Here is a 13,280-nt window from a genome sequence, read left to right on the forward strand (position 1 = left end):
CGCGCGCCGGGTCGACCTGGACGAGCAGGCAGGTCGCGGGTCGCAGCCCGCCGTCGTCGGCGATGACGGAGTCGAGCTGGCGGAGCACGCGGTGCGGCGGCAGGTCCGTGGAGGCGACGTCGCGCAGCGCGGAACGGTAGGCGTTCATGTCGACGGCGGCGTCGAGGCCGTGCCCCATGACGTCCCCGACGACGAGCAGGCTGCGGCCGAAGTGGAGCCGTACGCTTTCGAACCAGTCGCCGCCCACCAGCGTCCTGGCGCCGACCGGCAGGTACCGTCCGGCGACCTCAAGATTCGGGTGCGGGCGGCCCGGCTCGGCCACGAGGGCCTGCTGGAGGTGGAAGGCGGTGCGCTCGGTGGCGGCCAGGCGGCGGGCGTGGCCCAGATGGACGGCGGCGAGCCGGGCCGCGTCGTGCACCGTGGCCGTCGCATGCGCGCCGAGGCCGCCGGCGCGGGCGCTGACGGCGCTCACGTACCCGAAGGTCCGGCCCTGCGACTCCAGGGGCGCCGACACCACCTGGACATGAACCCCGCCGGGGGCCACGTCGGCGTATGCGCGGGGTGACGGCCCGCTGTCGTGCGACGGCTCGACCTGGTCGACCAGCTTCGGGTCGCCGGCCACCGCGGTGCGTACCCAGCCCGGCCCGTCCTCGGGGCGGACGTCCACGGCCACCGCCTCGTACCCGTGCCGGCAGAGGAACCGGGCCAGGTCCTCACAGACGCCCTGCTCGTCGGGGTGCGACCCGATCTCCTCGATCGCGTCCGTCGCGGCTCTCAGCCGGGCCAGGACCGCCGCATGCTCCTCGACCAGGGAGGCCTGTTCCCCCGCTCGCTCCGACAAGACACCTCCACCGCCGCTACGGCCCCGAGCAGCGCACACATCCCATTGGACCAGCGGGGCGAGCTCCCGCGCGCGACACCGGCCGGACCAGAAGTCCATCACATTCCGTGAAGCTGTAGCCAGATCATTCCGCCCCCACGCTACGCCGGGACGGCGGTCTCGTCCGATCTTCACCAAATCCCCCGTGAGCTTGGCCGCACTCGCGGTCCGGGCGGTTGTGGAGCGCGGCGGCAGCTGATCGAGTACGGAGATGGCTACCCGCCAGTACAGGATCACGCGGCTCCGGGGGGAACAACGATGACGACCGGGTACTTCAGCTCCGTCGACGACGTGGCGGAACGGCTCGCCGCGACCGGCTACCTGGCCTCGCCCGCCGTCGCGACCACCGTCTTCCTGGCCGACCGGCTGGGCAAGCCGCTCCTCGTGGAGGGCCCGGCCGGGGTCGGCAAGACCGAGCTGGCGAAGGCCGTCGCCGAGGTCGCGGGCGCCGGGCTCGTACGGCTCCAGTGCTACGAAGGGGTCGACGAGTCGCGGGCGCTGTACGAGTGGAACCACGCCAAGCAGCTGCTGCGGATCACGGCGGGGCGCGACGAGTCCTGGGACGAGACCCGCACCGACATCTTCAGCGAGGAGTTCCTGCTCCCCCGCCCTCTCCTCACCGCCATCCGCTCCGCCGAGCCGGCCGTGCTCCTCGTCGACGAGTTGGACAAGGCCGACATCGAGGTGGAGGGGCTGCTCCTGGAGGTGCTCAGCGACTTCCAGATCACCGTCCCGGAGCTGGGCACCATCACCGCGACCCGGCGCCCCTTCGTCGTCCTCACCTCCAACGCCGGCCGCGAGCTGTCCGAGGCCCTGCGCCGCCGCTGCCTCTTCCTCCACATCGACTTCCCCGCGGAGGAGTTGGAGCGCCGGATCGTCACGGCGAAGGTTCCGGGGCTCGGCGCGGCGCTCACCGCCTCGGTCGTACGGGTGGTCAACGCGCTGCGCGCGATGGACCTGCGGAAGGCGCCCTCGGTCGCGGAGACCATCGACTGGGCCCTGACCCTTCTCGCCCTGGGCGCCGACACGCTGGACGAGACGGTGGTGCGCGACAGCCTCGGTGTGATCCTCAAGCATCGGGACGACATCCAGAAGGCGGCCGCCAAGCTCGACCTGGACGCGGTGTGACCACGGCGTCGGACGGCGTGGCGGACCGGCTCACCGGTCTGGTGCACGCGCTGCGGGCGCACGGCCTGTCGATCGGAACGGGCGAGAGCGTGGACGCGGGGCACGCCCTGGAGGCGGTGGGGTTCGCCGACCGGGAGCGGACGCGGGAGGCGCTCGCGGCGACGCTGCTGCACAAGGCGGGGCAGCGGCCGCTCTTCGACCGGGTCTTCGACCTGTACTTTCCGCTGACCACCTCCCACGCCGACACGGATCCGGCGGCAGGGGAGCCCCCGGCGGCGTTCGACACGGCGGCGCTGCGGGAGCGGCTGGCCGCCGCCCTGGCCGCGGGCGACGGCGCGGCGCTGACGCGGCTCGCGGGCGAGGCGGTGGGCGGTCTCGGGGGCTACGGTTCCGCGCCGGGCTCGGACGGCTGGTCCTCGTACCAGACCCTCTCCCGGCTCCGTCCCGAGACGCTGCTCGCCCGCGTACGGGCCATGCTCCGGGACGCGGCCGGCGACGGGGGCGGGAACGGAGACGGCGACGGGCCGGCGTTCACCGACCGGCTGACGGACGACGAGATCAGGCGGCGCATCGAAGCGTTCCGCGAGCGGGTACGGACGGAGGCCCGGCGGCGGGTCGCCGAGCGGCAGGGCCGGGACCGGGTCGCGCGGCGCGCGGTGGCGGGCACGCCGGACAGCGTCGACTTCCTGCTCGCCGGCCGGGCCCAGTTGGACGAGCTGCGTACGACGGTACGGCCGCTGGCGCGCAAGCTCGCGACCCGCCTCGCGGCCCGGCGGCGGCGTGCCGCGCGCGGGCGGATCGATCTGCGGCGCACGCTGCGCGGCTCGCTGTCGACCGGCGGCGTACCGATGCGGCCGGTGCTGCGCCGCCGCCGGCCCGTACGCCCCGAACTCGTCCTGCTGTGCGACGTGTCGGGCTCCGTAGCGGGGTTCGCCAACTTCACGATGCTCCTGGTGCAGGCGTTGCACGACCAGTTCAGCAGGGTGCGGGTGTTCGCCTTCGTCAACCGGGTCGACGAGGTGACCGACCTGATCGCGCGGGGCGCGGCCGACCCGGCCGGCCTCGGTGCGCGCATCCTCGACGAGGCGGTGCTGACCGGCTGGCACGGGCAGAGCGACTACGGGACGGCGCTGGGCGAGTTCGCGGAGCGGTACGCCGACGCCGTCGGCCCGCGCACCGCCGTCTTCGTCCTGGGCGACGCCCGTACGAACATGAGCGACCCCAACCTCCCGGCGCTGAAGCGGATCGCCGACCGGGCCCGTCGCGTCCACTGGCTCAACCCCGAGCCGCCCGCGCTGTGGTCGACGGGCGACTCGGTCGCGCTCGCGTACGCCGAACTGGTCGACATGCATCCCTGCCGCAACGCCCGGCAGCTCGGTGAACTCGTCGGCCGGCTCCTGCCGGTGTGAATCACCGCCGTGGCACGAGGAACGCGGCCTCTCGCCGGGCTGACGCCCGTCTGGCACCTCCCCGGCCACGGTCCGACCATGGACAGGAAGGAATGCCGACGAGCGGGACGGGCGGTGAGCCACGATGGCACGGCTGACGGTGGACGGCACCGACCTCGTGGTGCGGCTGTCCGCGCGCGAGAGGCTTGTCGCGCGTCGCGGGAACGTACGGGTGCCCGTGGCGGCCCTGCGCGACGTACGGGTGGAACCGGACTGGTGGCGGGCGCTGCGCGGGCGGCGCGGACGGGGGCTGTGGATCCCCGACCGGCTGTGCGTGGGCGTCCGCGTCCTGCCGGACGGCCGGGACTTCGCGGTGGTGAAGCCGGGCATGCCGGTGGTCTGCGTCGAACTACGTGGTGACGTGCCCTTCGGTCGGCTTGCCGTCTCCGACCCCGATCCGGAGCGGACGGTCCGGGAACTTCGACCTCACGTCCCTACGGACCTGCTGGGGTGAGCGGAGGTGACGGCGTTCGAGGTGACGGCTTCCCGTCGATCGGCTGGGGGACGTTGATCAGCTGGGAGATCAGCTGGGGGTGACGTTCTCGGCCTGGGGGCCCTTCGGGCCCTGCACGACGTCGAACGCGACCTTCTGTCCCTCGGCGAGTTCGCGGTAGCCGGTGCTGGCGATGGCCGAGTAGTGGACGAAGACGTCCGGGCCTCCCCCGTCCTGCTCGATGAAGCCGAAGCCCTTTTCGGCGTTGAACCACTTGACTGTTCCGGTTGCCATGACGAGCTCCTCGGCTCTTGACGACACCTCCATGGTCTCTCGGCACGGGCGGGAAGTCCCGGCGGGTAGCGTGGTCGCATGGAACTCATCGGAGACATCACGGCCGACCGGCCCCTGCTCGTCCTTGCCGTCAAGGAGGAGGCCCAGTTCCTCGACACCGATCTGCCGGTCCTGCTGACCGGAATGGGCAAGGTGAACGCGGCGACCTCGCTCGCGACCGTCCTGGGCCGCGGCCCGCGCCCGTCCGGGGTCGTCAACCTCGGGACCGCCGGGGCGCTGCGTCCGGGGTGGACGGGGACGCACGTGGTGGGCACGGTGATCCAGCACGACCTGGACGGTGAGTTTCTCGCGACGCTGACGGGCGAGACGTACGGGGAGCCGGTGGTCCTGCCGGGCGGCGGTGACGTGACCCTGGCCACCGGTGACGCCTTCATCTCGGACGAGGCGGCACGGGACCGGCTCGCCGCCCGCGCCGCGCTGGTCGACATGGAGGGCTACGCCCTCGCGACCGCCGCCGGACTGGCCGGGGTGCCGATCCGGATCGTGAAGCATGTGAGCGACGAGGCGGGCGACGGCGCGGCGAGGACCTGGCGGGAGTCGGTCGCGGAATGTGCGCAGGCGCTCGCGCAGTGGGCGCAGGAGCACACTCCGTACCGCTCCTAGGGCGCCTGTCGGGGCGTGCTCCATGAGGGTGCGCCGCCTGCGCGGTGTCGGCCGGCGGGCTCAGGTGAGGGCAGCGACCAGCAGGGCGAAGGCGGCGATGATGACGGCCACGCGGACGTAGTGGAAGCGGTCCCAGCGGTTCATCTGCTGCTTCCAGTCGGCCGGCCGGTTGTCAGGGGTCCACGTCTTGCCTCGGTTGTTGATCGGGACGAGCAGCAGGATCGACATGATCACGCTGAGGAGCAGCAGCGCGCCGGCGGTGACGACGAGACCGGTGCCGTGGTGGTGCCGTCCGGCGACGGCCCAGGCCGCGACGAGGACGAGCGAGGCGATGTACCAGACCGGCATCACGGCGCCGAGCATCCGGCCCCCGTGGGCGCGGCCGAGTTGACCGCTGTCTTCGGGGAGTGCGGCGAGGATCGGGTTGATGACGAAGGCGACCGAGAACTCCACCCCCACCATCACGCCGACGACCACGGTGGTGAAGACCTCGAGTGCGTTGAGCATGATGACCCTCCTGGGATCTAGCGCCGCTAGATGACGGTGCAACGCTAGACCTGTCGACGCTCAATTGTCTAGCGATGCTAGAATCACCTGCATGTCGGTACAGGAACGCAAGGAACGCGTACGGGCGGACCGCGAACGCCTCATCGTGGCGACGGCCCGCGAACTCGCAGAACAGCAGGGCTGGGACTCGGTCACCACCCGCCGGCTGGCCGAGCGCATCGAGTACAGCCAGCCCGTCCTCTACAGCCATTTCCGCGGCAAGCGCGAGATCATCGGCGCCGTCGCCCTCGAAGGCGCCGCCGAGATGGCCGCGTTGCTGCGGGCCGCGGCCTCCGCCGCGGACGGCCCGCGTGCCCGGGTCACCGCCCTGGCCGGCACCTACCTCGACTTCGCCGCACGCAACCCGGCGGTCTACGACGCCATGTTCCAGCTCGACGGCGGCCTGGCGTTCGCCAAGGAGGACACTCCCGAACCGCTGAAGGACGCCTTCGCCGCCCTGCTGGAGAGCCTCGGGGAGGTCGCGGGGGACAACGTCCACCCGGGGCTGTTCACCGAGGTGTTCTGGGCGGCCCTGCACGGTCTGGCGACCCTGACCAGGGCGGGACGGCTGCCGCCGGAGGACACCGAGCGCAGGACGGAGCTGCTGGTGGACCGGCTCGCCGTGATCTGACGCACCCGGCGGTCATGACCCGATACGCACCCTAGGAGGCCGGTGCGACGGCGGGGGCCGGCGCGGCGGTCGGTGACGCAGCCTGGCCGAAGCGCCGGCGGTAGGCGGACGGGGAGAGTCCCGTCTCGCGGTTCATCAGCGTACGCAGGTGGGCGGCGGTGCCGAGGCCGCTGGCGCGGGCGACGACGTCGAAGCGGGTCTCGCCGCGTTCGATGAGCCGGCAGGCGAGGGTCACCCGCTCTCCCGTGAGCCAGGCGAGCGGGGTGGTTCCGAGCTGGGCCCGGAAACGGCGGTGCAGCGTCGCCGGGCTGACCGCCGCCCGCGCCGCGAGGTCGGCGACGGTGAGTGGTGAGCCGAGCCGTTCCTGGGCCCAGGCGAGGAGCGGGGCGAGGGACTCGTCGGCGATCTCGGGGACCGGCCGCTCGACGAACTGCCGCTGTCCGCCGTCGCGGTGGGCGGCGAAGACGAGTCGGCGGCTGACCGCGTTGGCGGCCTCGGCGCCGTGGTCGCGGCGGACGACGTGGAGCCCGAGGTCAAGGGCGGCGGCGCTGCCGGCGGCGGTGAGGATGTCGCCGTCGTCGACGAACAGGACGTCCGGTTCGAGGCGCACGAAGGGGAAGCGGGCGCGGAAGCCGTCGGCCCACTGCCAGTGGGCGGTGGCCCGGCGGCCGTCGAGCACCCCGGCCTCGGCGAGGGTGAAGGCGCCGCTGCAGAAGCCGATCAGCCGGGCACCGCGCGCGTGGGCCCGGCGGACGGCGTCGAGCACGGCGGGACGGCGGGGTACCTCGACGTCGGGGCGGTTGGGGACGATCAGCGTGTCGGCGGTCTCGGCCGCGTCGAGCCCGGCGACGCCGGTGAGGGTGAAGAAGCCGTCGCGCATGAGGGTGCGGGGCTCGGGCGAGCAGAGCCGGAAGTCGTACAGGTCGCGTCCGAGCTCGGGGCGGCGCAGCCCGAAGATCTCGGTGGCACAGCCCAGTTCGAAGGGGTTGGAGTTCGCGTCGACGATGACGACGACGCGATGCGCTCCCTGGTGCGAGGATCCTTGCGACATATGCTATTTCTAGCACTCACGCCGGGAGACGGGCGGGGGCCAGGATGGCCGCATGAGCCAGAAACCCGCTGTGACCAGCGCTTCCTCTGCCCCGATCGCCCTCGCCACCGCGTTCGCCTCCTTCGACGATCTGTGGAGCCCCCGCATCCTGACGCGCGTGAACGACTACGACGTGCGCGTGGCGAAGGTGGCGGGCGAGCACGTGTGGCACGTCCACGACGACACCGACGAGTTCTTCCTGGTGATCGGCGGCGAGCTGCACATCTCGCTGCGTGAGAACGGAGCGGAACGGACGGTGTCCCTCCCCCAGGGCTCGGCGTTCACCGTCCCCAAGGGCGTGGAACACCGCCCGTACTCCCCCTCCGGCGCCTCCCTGCTCCTCTTCGAGCCCACGGGAACCCTCACGGTCGGCGACCGCCACGACGCCGTCCCCGACCATGTGGACGCGACGACGGGCCACGCGCTGGAGGTGTGAGCACCCGTTCCTCCCGCCAGGGGCGACAAGGCGCTCCGGCACAGGCACAGCGCACGCGGCACCGGACCGGTCGTCGACGACACCCCTTGCCCGGATTTCCACGTTTCGGACGGGCGGCGCCCCGTTGCCACGCGCGCGTGGCCGCCGGCCGTCCTCGGCGCTTGGCCGACGCCGGGACCATCCTGGAGGCGTGGGCACCGTCCGGAAGCCGTTCCGTGGTGCGGGTGGTGCGCCCGTGCGCCCCCGATGAGCACGTGAGCGCCGGGTCGCATTCCGCGCACGATGCCCACCTGGGGCCTTCGAGGGAGGCGGGACGCATGAGCGAGTCCGGCGCAGGGTGGTCCGGCACAGGCCGGCCAGGTACGGAGTGGTCCGGCACGGGTGATGCGGGCGGCACGGGCGCGTCGGGAGGCAAGACACGGTTCGAGGACATCTACGACCGGCCCGACCCGCGGGCGTACTTCCGGCGCCTCGCACCGCTGGAGTACGAGATTCCGCAGCAGGCCCAGGCCGCGTTCCGGCGCGCGGCGGCCGAGCGCGACGGCGGTACGGTCCTCGACCTGTGCTGCTCGTACGGGATCAACGCGGCCCTGCTCAACCACGACGTCACCCTGGCCGAGCTGTACGCGCGCTACACCGACCCGGCGGTGAGCGGGCTGACCTCGGCCGAACTCGCCGTACGCGACAAGGAGTTCTACGCGTCACGGCGCCGCCCGGACGCGGCCCCGGTCATCGGTCTCGACGTCGCGGACAACGCCCTGCGGTACGCGCGGGCGGTCGGGCTCCTGGACGACGCGTTCGCCGAGAATCTGGAGGAGGGGGCTCCGCCGAGCCCTCGGCTGCGCGCCGCGATGGCGGACGTCGGCCTGATCACGCTGACCGGCGGGGGCAGCTATCTCACCCGGCGCACGTTCGACGCGCTCCTCGGATGGGCCGGGCGACCGCTGCGGGTGAGCGCGTTCGTCCTGCGGACGGTCTCGTACCGGCCGATCGCCGACTGCCTGGCCACCCACGGCCTGCGAACCGTCTGCGACCCCTCGCGGACGTACCCGCAACGGCTGTTCACCGACACCGGCGAGCAGCGCTTCGCCGTCGAGGCGGTGCGGGCACTGGGAGCGGATCCGACGGGCCGGGAGACGGCGGGCCGCTTCCACACGGTGCTGTACGAGTCGGTCCCGGAGGGCTAGGGTCTTTCGTTTGGATCAGGCCGATTCAGCGAGCGGCGTACGACGAGCATGGCGGCCACGTCGTCGTCGAGGCCGTCGGCGCCGTAGGCGTCCAGTTCGTCGTGGAGCAGGGCGGGGACACGTTCGCCCGGCTCGTCCACCCAGTGGCTCATCCGCTCCTCCAGGGGGTAGAAGGTGCCGGCCCGGTCGCGCGTCTCGCTCACCCCGTCGGTGTACAGAAGCAGCCGGTCCCCGGGCACGAACGGGACCTCCTCGACGCGGTGACGGGATTCGAGGAGGCCGGACAGGTTGACCGGCAGGGACGGGTCGGCGAAGGAGACGAACCGCACCCGGCCGGCGTGCTGGAGCAGGGGCGCCGGATGGCCGCAGCTGAGGAGGCGGGCGACAGCCCCGTCGTCGGGGATCTCGACGAGGACGACGGTGGCGAAACGTTCGGCCGCGTCCGTGTCGGGGTCCCAGGCGCCGTAGCGCCCGAGGCCCTTTTCCAGGTGGTCGGCCAGGGCGGGCAGGTCGGGGGCGTCGTTGACGGCGGCACGGAAGGAACCGAGCAGGACGGAGGCGGTCTCCACGGCGCCGAGACCCTTGCCCTGGACGTCGCCGAGCATCAGGCGTACGGCTCCGGGTAGGTGCACTGCCTCGTAGAAGTCGCCGCCGATCCGCGCCTTGGCGGCGGCCGCGACGTACAGCAGGTGCAGGTCGACGGGGCCGAGGCGGGGCGCGAGAGGGCGGAGCACGACGCGCTGGACGACCTCGGCGACGGCGGTGACCTCGCGCAGGTCCCGCTCGTAGCGCAGCCGGGCCCGGCTGACCCAGGCGGCGGCCGCGGTCGCCACGGCGAGGGCCGCCTCGTTGGCGACGATGTCCGGGACGAGGGGATCTTCGCTGGCCGCCCCGAGCAGCCCGCCCAGCGCGAGGGCGACCAGGCCGATGAGGACGGTGCCCCGGACGCTCCAGGTGACGGCGGCGAGCGCGGGCGCGGCGGCCAGCAACCGGTCGTAGCGTTCCTCGTCCGCGGAGAGGAGGTCGGCGAGCACCGTCAGAACCATGGCCAGGACCGGCAGCGCCCGGCCGATGGTGATCTGCGTGCGCGACCGCGTCCAGTGGGGGCCGTGGGGATCACCGGAGGGCATCTCGTGATCGTACGAGCCGAGGGCGGCCCCGCCCCGGCGCCGCCACCGCTCTGGCGTGTCAGGGTCACCGCGGCGGGGCCTCAGCCTGTATCTCCTCCGCTTGCCTTTCCTCCGCCTGTGCCTCCTTCGCCTGCCTCGCCTCGGCCGTGGACCGAAGGGCCTCCGTTACACTGTTCGACAGCGAAGGGGAGTAGCCCTGCGAACCGGTCGTCGACACACTGGAGCCCTCGGGTTCCCGGTGGCCGGGTCCACGTGGAGAGCGTGGGCGGGCGAGACCTTCGGCCAGGCAGTCGCCATGTCCGCGTTCCGTGGGCGTGGTCCGTCATGCCGGGCCGAGTGGTTCTTCCCGTCGCCCACCGCGGTGCCGTGCGGATCCCGGGCCCGGAACAAACAGAGAGCCCCCGGTACATGCACCTCGATCCCCTGGCGATTCTCACCGCCTTCGGGCTGATCTTCCTCGCCGAGCTTCCCGACAAGACGATGTTCGCGTCCCTGGCCATGGGTACGCGCATGCGTCCGCTGTACGTCTGGTTCGGCACGTCGACGGCGTTCCTCGTGCACGTGGCCATCGCCGTGGGCGCCGGCAGCCTCATCGGCCTGCTGCCGGACTGGACCGTCAAGCTCGTCTCGGCCCTGCTGTTCGGCTTCGGCGCGTTCATGTTGCTGCGTGGCGGGGACGACGACGAGGCGGACGAGGCGGGCGGCCGGACGGTGACCGGCTTCTGGCCGGTCTTCTCGACGGCGTTCATGGCCGTGTTCATCAGCGAGTGGGGCGACCTCACGCAGATCACCACGGCCAACCTCGCCGCCACCAACGGCACGTGGTCCACGGCGATCGGCTCCGCCGCCGCCTTGATGAGCGTCTCGGCCCTCGCGCTGGTCGCGGGCCGTTTCATCGCCAAGCGCGTCCCGCTGAAGACCGTCCAGCGCATCGGCGGCCTGTGCATGGCTGCCTTGGCCATCTGGTCGCTCACCGAGATCTTCGTCGGCTGACGCGCCGCCCACACGGACGGACACATCCACGCGCGCCCCGGACCGGACGGTCCGGGGCGCTGTCGTGCGGCGCTGCTCTCGTGCGCGCTCAGCCCTTGTTGAAGTAGTGAATCATTGCTTCACTTCTTTCATGCCCTACCGACGCACCCCCGCGGTCCAGGCCCGGCTCGACGACCGGCGTGCCACCGTCGTCGACGCGGCGCTGGCGCTGCTCGCCGAGCACGGCTACGCCGGCTGCACGATGGCCGCCGTCGCCGCCCGCGCCGGGATCGCGACCGGCAGCGTCTACCGTCACTTCCCCAGCAAGGCCGAGCTGGCCGTCGAACTCTTCCGCACGGTGGTCTCCCGCGAGGTGGCGGCCGTGGCCGAGGCGGCCGGCCGGCCCGGGCACGCGGGGGCGGCCGAGCGGGTCGTCGCGGTCATCGAGACGTTCGCCCAGCGCGCCCTGAAGTCCCCTCGACTCGCCTACGCCCTGCTGGCCGAGCCGGTGGATCCGGCCGTGGACGCCGAACGGCTGGTCTTCCGGCGGGCGTTCCGCGACGTGTTCGCCGCGCGTATCGCCGAGGGCGTCCGGGCAGGTCAGCTTCCGCCGCAGGACGCCCTGTTGACGGCATCCGCGCTGGTCGGGGCGGGCGCGGAGGCGCTCGTCGGACCGCTGGCGGAGGGGACGGTGGGGCCCGAGACCGTACCCGCCCTGGTCACTTTCACCCTGAGAGCTCTGGGAGTTCCCGATGCCGCAGACGCATGAGGTCACCAACCAAGTCCCGCCGCTGAGCGGTTACGACGTGTCGGCCGACCCGGCCCTCCTGGAGGGGCTGCGCCGCGAGGGCGCGGGGTGGGCCGAGGCCGAGGTGCGCGAGCTCGGCGTGCGGGCCGGCGGCGAGGAGGCCCAGGAGTGGGGGCGGCTGGCCGAGCGGCACTCCCCGGTGCTGCACACGCACGACCGGTACGGCCACCGCGTCGACGAGGTCGAGTTCCACCCGTACTGGCACGAGCTGATGACCGTCGCCGTACGGCACGGGCTGCACGGGGCGCCGTGGCGCGACGAGCGACCGGGCGCGCACGTGGCGCGGGCGGCGAAGGTGTTCGTGTGGGGGCAGGCCGATCCCGGGCATCTGTGCCCGATCTCGATGACGTACGCGGCGGTGCCCGCCCTGCGCGCCGAGCCCGGACTCGCCGCCGTGTACGAACCGCTGCTCTCCTCCCCCGTCTACGACTTCGGGCTGCGCGAGCCGACGTCCAAGCGCGGCATCATCGCCGGGATGTCGATGACCGAGAAGCAGGGCGGCTCGGACGTCCGCGCGAACACGACGCGCGCGGTGCCGACCGGCGAGGGCTTTTACGCGCTCACCGGCCACAAGTGGTTCACGTCGGCGCCGATGTCGGACGTGTTCCTCACTCTGGCGCAGGCGCCGGGAGGCCTGTCCTGCTTCCTCGTGCCCCGGGTGCTGCCCGACGGCACGCGCAACGCGATCCGGCTGCAGCGGCTGAAGGACAAGCTCGGCAACCGTTCCAACGCCTCGTCCGAGATCGAGTACGAGGGCGCTCTCGGCCGTCTCGTCGGCGAGGAAGGCCGAGGGGTGGCGACCATCATCCGCATGGTGAACATGACCCGCCTCGACTGTGCGGTCAGTTCGGCGTCCGGGATGCGTCAGGGTCTCGTCCAGGCGGTGCACCATGCCACGCACCGCAGCGCGTTCGGGGCGCGGCTGATCGACCAGCCGCTGATGACCAACGTCCTCGCCGACCTGGCGGTGGAGGCGGAGGCGGCGACGATCGCGGGCCTGCGGCTCGCCGGGGCGGTCGACCGGGCGGCGGCGGGTGACGAGGACGAGGAGCTGCTGCGCCGGATCGGTCTGGCGGTGACGAAGTACTGGGTGTGCAAGCGCGCCCCCGCGCACGCGGCCGAGGCGCTGGAGTGCCTGGGCGGCAACGGATACGTCGAGGACTCGGGGCTGCCCCGGCTCTACCGCGAGTCCCCGCTGCCGTCGATCTGGGAGGGTTCGGGCAACGTGGCCGCGCTGGACGTGCTGCGCGCGATGGGGCGGCAGCCGCAGGCCGTCGAGGCGTTCTTCGCGGAGGTCGACCGCGCCTCGGGGGCCGACCACCGGCTGGACGCGGCGACGGCCCGGTTGCGGAAGGACCTCGGTGACCTCGGGGACGACCCGGCGGCCGTGCAGTACCGCGCGCGGCGCCTTGTCGAGCGGATGGCTCTGGTCCTTCAGTGCTCGTTGCTCGTCCGCCACGGACATCCGGCGGTGGCCGACGCCTTCTGCGCCTCGCGTCTGGACAGCGACTGGGGCATCGCCTTCGGCACCCTGCCGCCGGGCCTGGACACGGCGTCGATCATCAGCCGCGCCACACCGCAGCCGGCCTCCACGCCGGCCTGAGGACCCGCCAGGAGGCGCGGTCCGTGTCGGC

At 72.7% G+C, this 13,280-nt stretch carries 15 protein-coding genes; 10 read left to right on the plus strand and 5 right to left on the minus strand.

Annotated elements, in window-relative coordinates; genetic code table 11:
- On the minus strand, positions 1-841 hold an 841-nt coding region (locus tag ACWF79_RS34125), incomplete at its 3' end, for a PP2C family protein-serine/threonine phosphatase (RefSeq protein ID WP_453732058.1).
- 297 nt (positions 842-1,138) lie between these two features.
- On the opposite strand from ACWF79_RS34125, the gene ACWF79_RS34130 reads away from it, so the two are divergent.
- The 3 genes from ACWF79_RS34130 to ACWF79_RS34140 all read left to right on the plus strand — a co-directional run bounded on the left by ACWF79_RS34130 (position 1,139) and on the right by ACWF79_RS34140 (position 3,910).
- Positions 1,139-2,008, plus strand: a complete 870-nt coding sequence (locus ACWF79_RS34130; protein ID WP_453732059.1) for an AAA family ATPase — start codon at positions 1,139-1,141, stop codon at positions 2,006-2,008.
- Positions 2,005-3,417, plus strand: coding sequence for a VWA domain-containing protein (locus ACWF79_RS34135; RefSeq protein WP_453732060.1), 1,413 nt, complete (start codon positions 2,005-2,007; stop codon positions 3,415-3,417). Before ACWF79_RS34130 ends, ACWF79_RS34135 begins: the two co-directional genes overlap by 4 nt.
- Positions 3,418-3,541: 124 nt before the next feature.
- Complete coding sequence (locus ACWF79_RS34140; RefSeq protein ID WP_453732061.1) at positions 3,542-3,910, plus strand: hypothetical protein; 369 nt, start codon at positions 3,542-3,544, stop codon at positions 3,908-3,910.
- A gap of 69 nt (positions 3,911-3,979) precedes the next feature.
- Here ACWF79_RS34140 and ACWF79_RS34145 read toward each other — a convergent pair whose 3' ends face one another.
- Positions 3,980-4,183, minus strand: coding sequence for a cold-shock protein (locus tag ACWF79_RS34145; protein WP_362008885.1), 204 nt, complete (start codon positions 4,181-4,183; stop codon positions 3,980-3,982).
- Between the two features lie 78 nt (positions 4,184-4,261).
- Here ACWF79_RS34145 and ACWF79_RS34150 point away from each other — a divergent pair, with 78 nt between their 5' ends.
- The gene (locus ACWF79_RS34150; protein ID WP_453732062.1) at positions 4,262-4,846 is read left to right on the plus strand and encodes a nucleosidase; all 585 of its coding nucleotides are present in this window, start codon (positions 4,262-4,264) and stop codon (positions 4,844-4,846) included.
- A 60-nt stretch (positions 4,847-4,906) separates the two neighbouring features.
- On the opposite strand, the gene ACWF79_RS34155 is transcribed toward ACWF79_RS34150, so the two are convergent.
- Positions 4,907-5,353 carry an anthrone oxygenase family protein gene (locus tag ACWF79_RS34155; RefSeq protein WP_453732063.1) on the minus strand — a complete coding sequence of 149 codons (447 nt, stop codon included), beginning with the start codon at positions 5,351-5,353 and terminating at the stop codon, positions 4,907-4,909.
- A 91-nt stretch (positions 5,354-5,444) separates the two neighbouring features.
- On the opposite strand from ACWF79_RS34155, the gene ACWF79_RS34160 reads away from it, so the two are divergent.
- On the plus strand, positions 5,445-6,023 hold the full coding sequence (locus tag ACWF79_RS34160; protein ID WP_453732064.1) for a TetR/AcrR family transcriptional regulator: 579 nt from the start codon (positions 5,445-5,447) through the stop codon (positions 6,021-6,023).
- A gap of 31 nt (positions 6,024-6,054) precedes the next feature.
- Here ACWF79_RS34160 and ACWF79_RS34165 read toward each other — a convergent pair whose 3' ends face one another.
- On the minus strand, positions 6,055-7,074 hold the full coding sequence (locus tag ACWF79_RS34165) for a helix-turn-helix domain-containing protein (protein ID WP_453732065.1): 1,020 nt from the start codon (positions 7,072-7,074) through the stop codon (positions 6,055-6,057).
- Between the two features lie 52 nt (positions 7,075-7,126).
- On the opposite strand from ACWF79_RS34165, the gene ACWF79_RS34170 reads away from it, so the two are divergent.
- Positions 7,127-7,549, plus strand: coding sequence for a cupin domain-containing protein (locus ACWF79_RS34170; protein ID WP_453732066.1), 423 nt, complete (start codon positions 7,127-7,129; stop codon positions 7,547-7,549).
- Positions 7,550-7,866: 317 nt separating this feature from the next.
- Entirely contained in the window at positions 7,867-8,736 is an 870-nt protein-coding gene (locus tag ACWF79_RS34175; RefSeq protein ID WP_453732067.1) for a hypothetical protein, read from the plus strand.
- On the opposite strand, the gene ACWF79_RS34180 is transcribed toward ACWF79_RS34175, so the two are convergent.
- Entirely contained in the window at positions 8,733-9,866 is a 1,134-nt protein-coding gene (locus tag ACWF79_RS34180; protein WP_453732068.1) for a PP2C family protein-serine/threonine phosphatase, read from the minus strand. The two genes, ACWF79_RS34175 and ACWF79_RS34180, sit on opposite strands and share 4 nt — an antisense overlap.
- 408 nt (positions 9,867-10,274) lie before the next feature.
- Here ACWF79_RS34180 and ACWF79_RS34185 point away from each other — a divergent pair, with 408 nt between their 5' ends.
- From ACWF79_RS34185 to ACWF79_RS34195, 3 genes are all read left to right on the plus strand, one after another.
- A complete protein-coding gene (locus ACWF79_RS34185) occupies positions 10,275-10,859 on the plus strand; it encodes a TMEM165/GDT1 family protein (protein ID WP_453732069.1) in 585 nt (194 codons plus the stop codon).
- Between the two features lie 130 nt (positions 10,860-10,989).
- Complete coding sequence (locus tag ACWF79_RS34190; protein ID WP_453732070.1) at positions 10,990-11,607, plus strand: TetR/AcrR family transcriptional regulator; 618 nt, start codon at positions 10,990-10,992, stop codon at positions 11,605-11,607.
- A complete protein-coding gene (locus tag ACWF79_RS34195; protein ID WP_453732071.1) occupies positions 11,591-13,249 on the plus strand; it encodes an acyl-CoA dehydrogenase family protein in 1,659 nt (552 codons plus the stop codon). The genes ACWF79_RS34190 and ACWF79_RS34195 overlap by 17 nt, the downstream gene beginning before the upstream one ends.
- Positions 13,250-13,280: the final 31 nt, after the last annotated feature.

This window comes from Streptomyces sp. NPDC054975, from assembly GCF_053609105.1.

Bases quoted from the DNA above. Each gene is read 5' to 3' on its own strand.
- ACWF79_RS34130 (WP_453732059.1), top strand. From the start codon at position 1,139: ATGACGACCGGGTACTTCAGCTCCGTCGACGACGTGGCGGAACGGCTC.
- ACWF79_RS34140 (WP_453732061.1), top strand. From the start codon at position 3,542: ATGGCACGGCTGACGGTGGACGGCACCGACCTCGTGGTGCGGCTGTCC.
- ACWF79_RS34145 (WP_362008885.1), bottom strand. From the start codon at position 4,183: ATGGCAACCGGAACAGTCAAGTGGTTCAACGCCGAAAAGGGCTTCGGC.
- ACWF79_RS34150 (WP_453732062.1), top strand. From the start codon at position 4,262: ATGGAACTCATCGGAGACATCACGGCCGACCGGCCCCTGCTCGTCCTT.
- ACWF79_RS34155 (WP_453732063.1), bottom strand. From the start codon at position 5,353: ATGCTCAACGCACTCGAGGTCTTCACCACCGTGGTCGTCGGCGTGATG.
- ACWF79_RS34160 (WP_453732064.1), top strand. From the start codon at position 5,445: ATGTCGGTACAGGAACGCAAGGAACGCGTACGGGCGGACCGCGAACGC.
- ACWF79_RS34165 (WP_453732065.1), bottom strand. From the start codon at position 7,074: ATGTCGCAAGGATCCTCGCACCAGGGAGCGCATCGCGTCGTCGTCATC.
- ACWF79_RS34170 (WP_453732066.1), top strand. From the start codon at position 7,127: ATGAGCCAGAAACCCGCTGTGACCAGCGCTTCCTCTGCCCCGATCGCC.
- ACWF79_RS34175 (WP_453732067.1), top strand. From the start codon at position 7,867: ATGAGCGAGTCCGGCGCAGGGTGGTCCGGCACAGGCCGGCCAGGTACG.
- ACWF79_RS34180 (WP_453732068.1), bottom strand. From the start codon at position 9,866: ATGCCCTCCGGTGATCCCCACGGCCCCCACTGGACGCGGTCGCGCACG.
- ACWF79_RS34185 (WP_453732069.1), top strand. From the start codon at position 10,275: ATGCACCTCGATCCCCTGGCGATTCTCACCGCCTTCGGGCTGATCTTC.
- ACWF79_RS34190 (WP_453732070.1), top strand. From the start codon at position 10,990: ATGCCCTACCGACGCACCCCCGCGGTCCAGGCCCGGCTCGACGACCGG.
- ACWF79_RS34195 (WP_453732071.1), top strand. From the start codon at position 11,591: ATGCCGCAGACGCATGAGGTCACCAACCAAGTCCCGCCGCTGAGCGGT.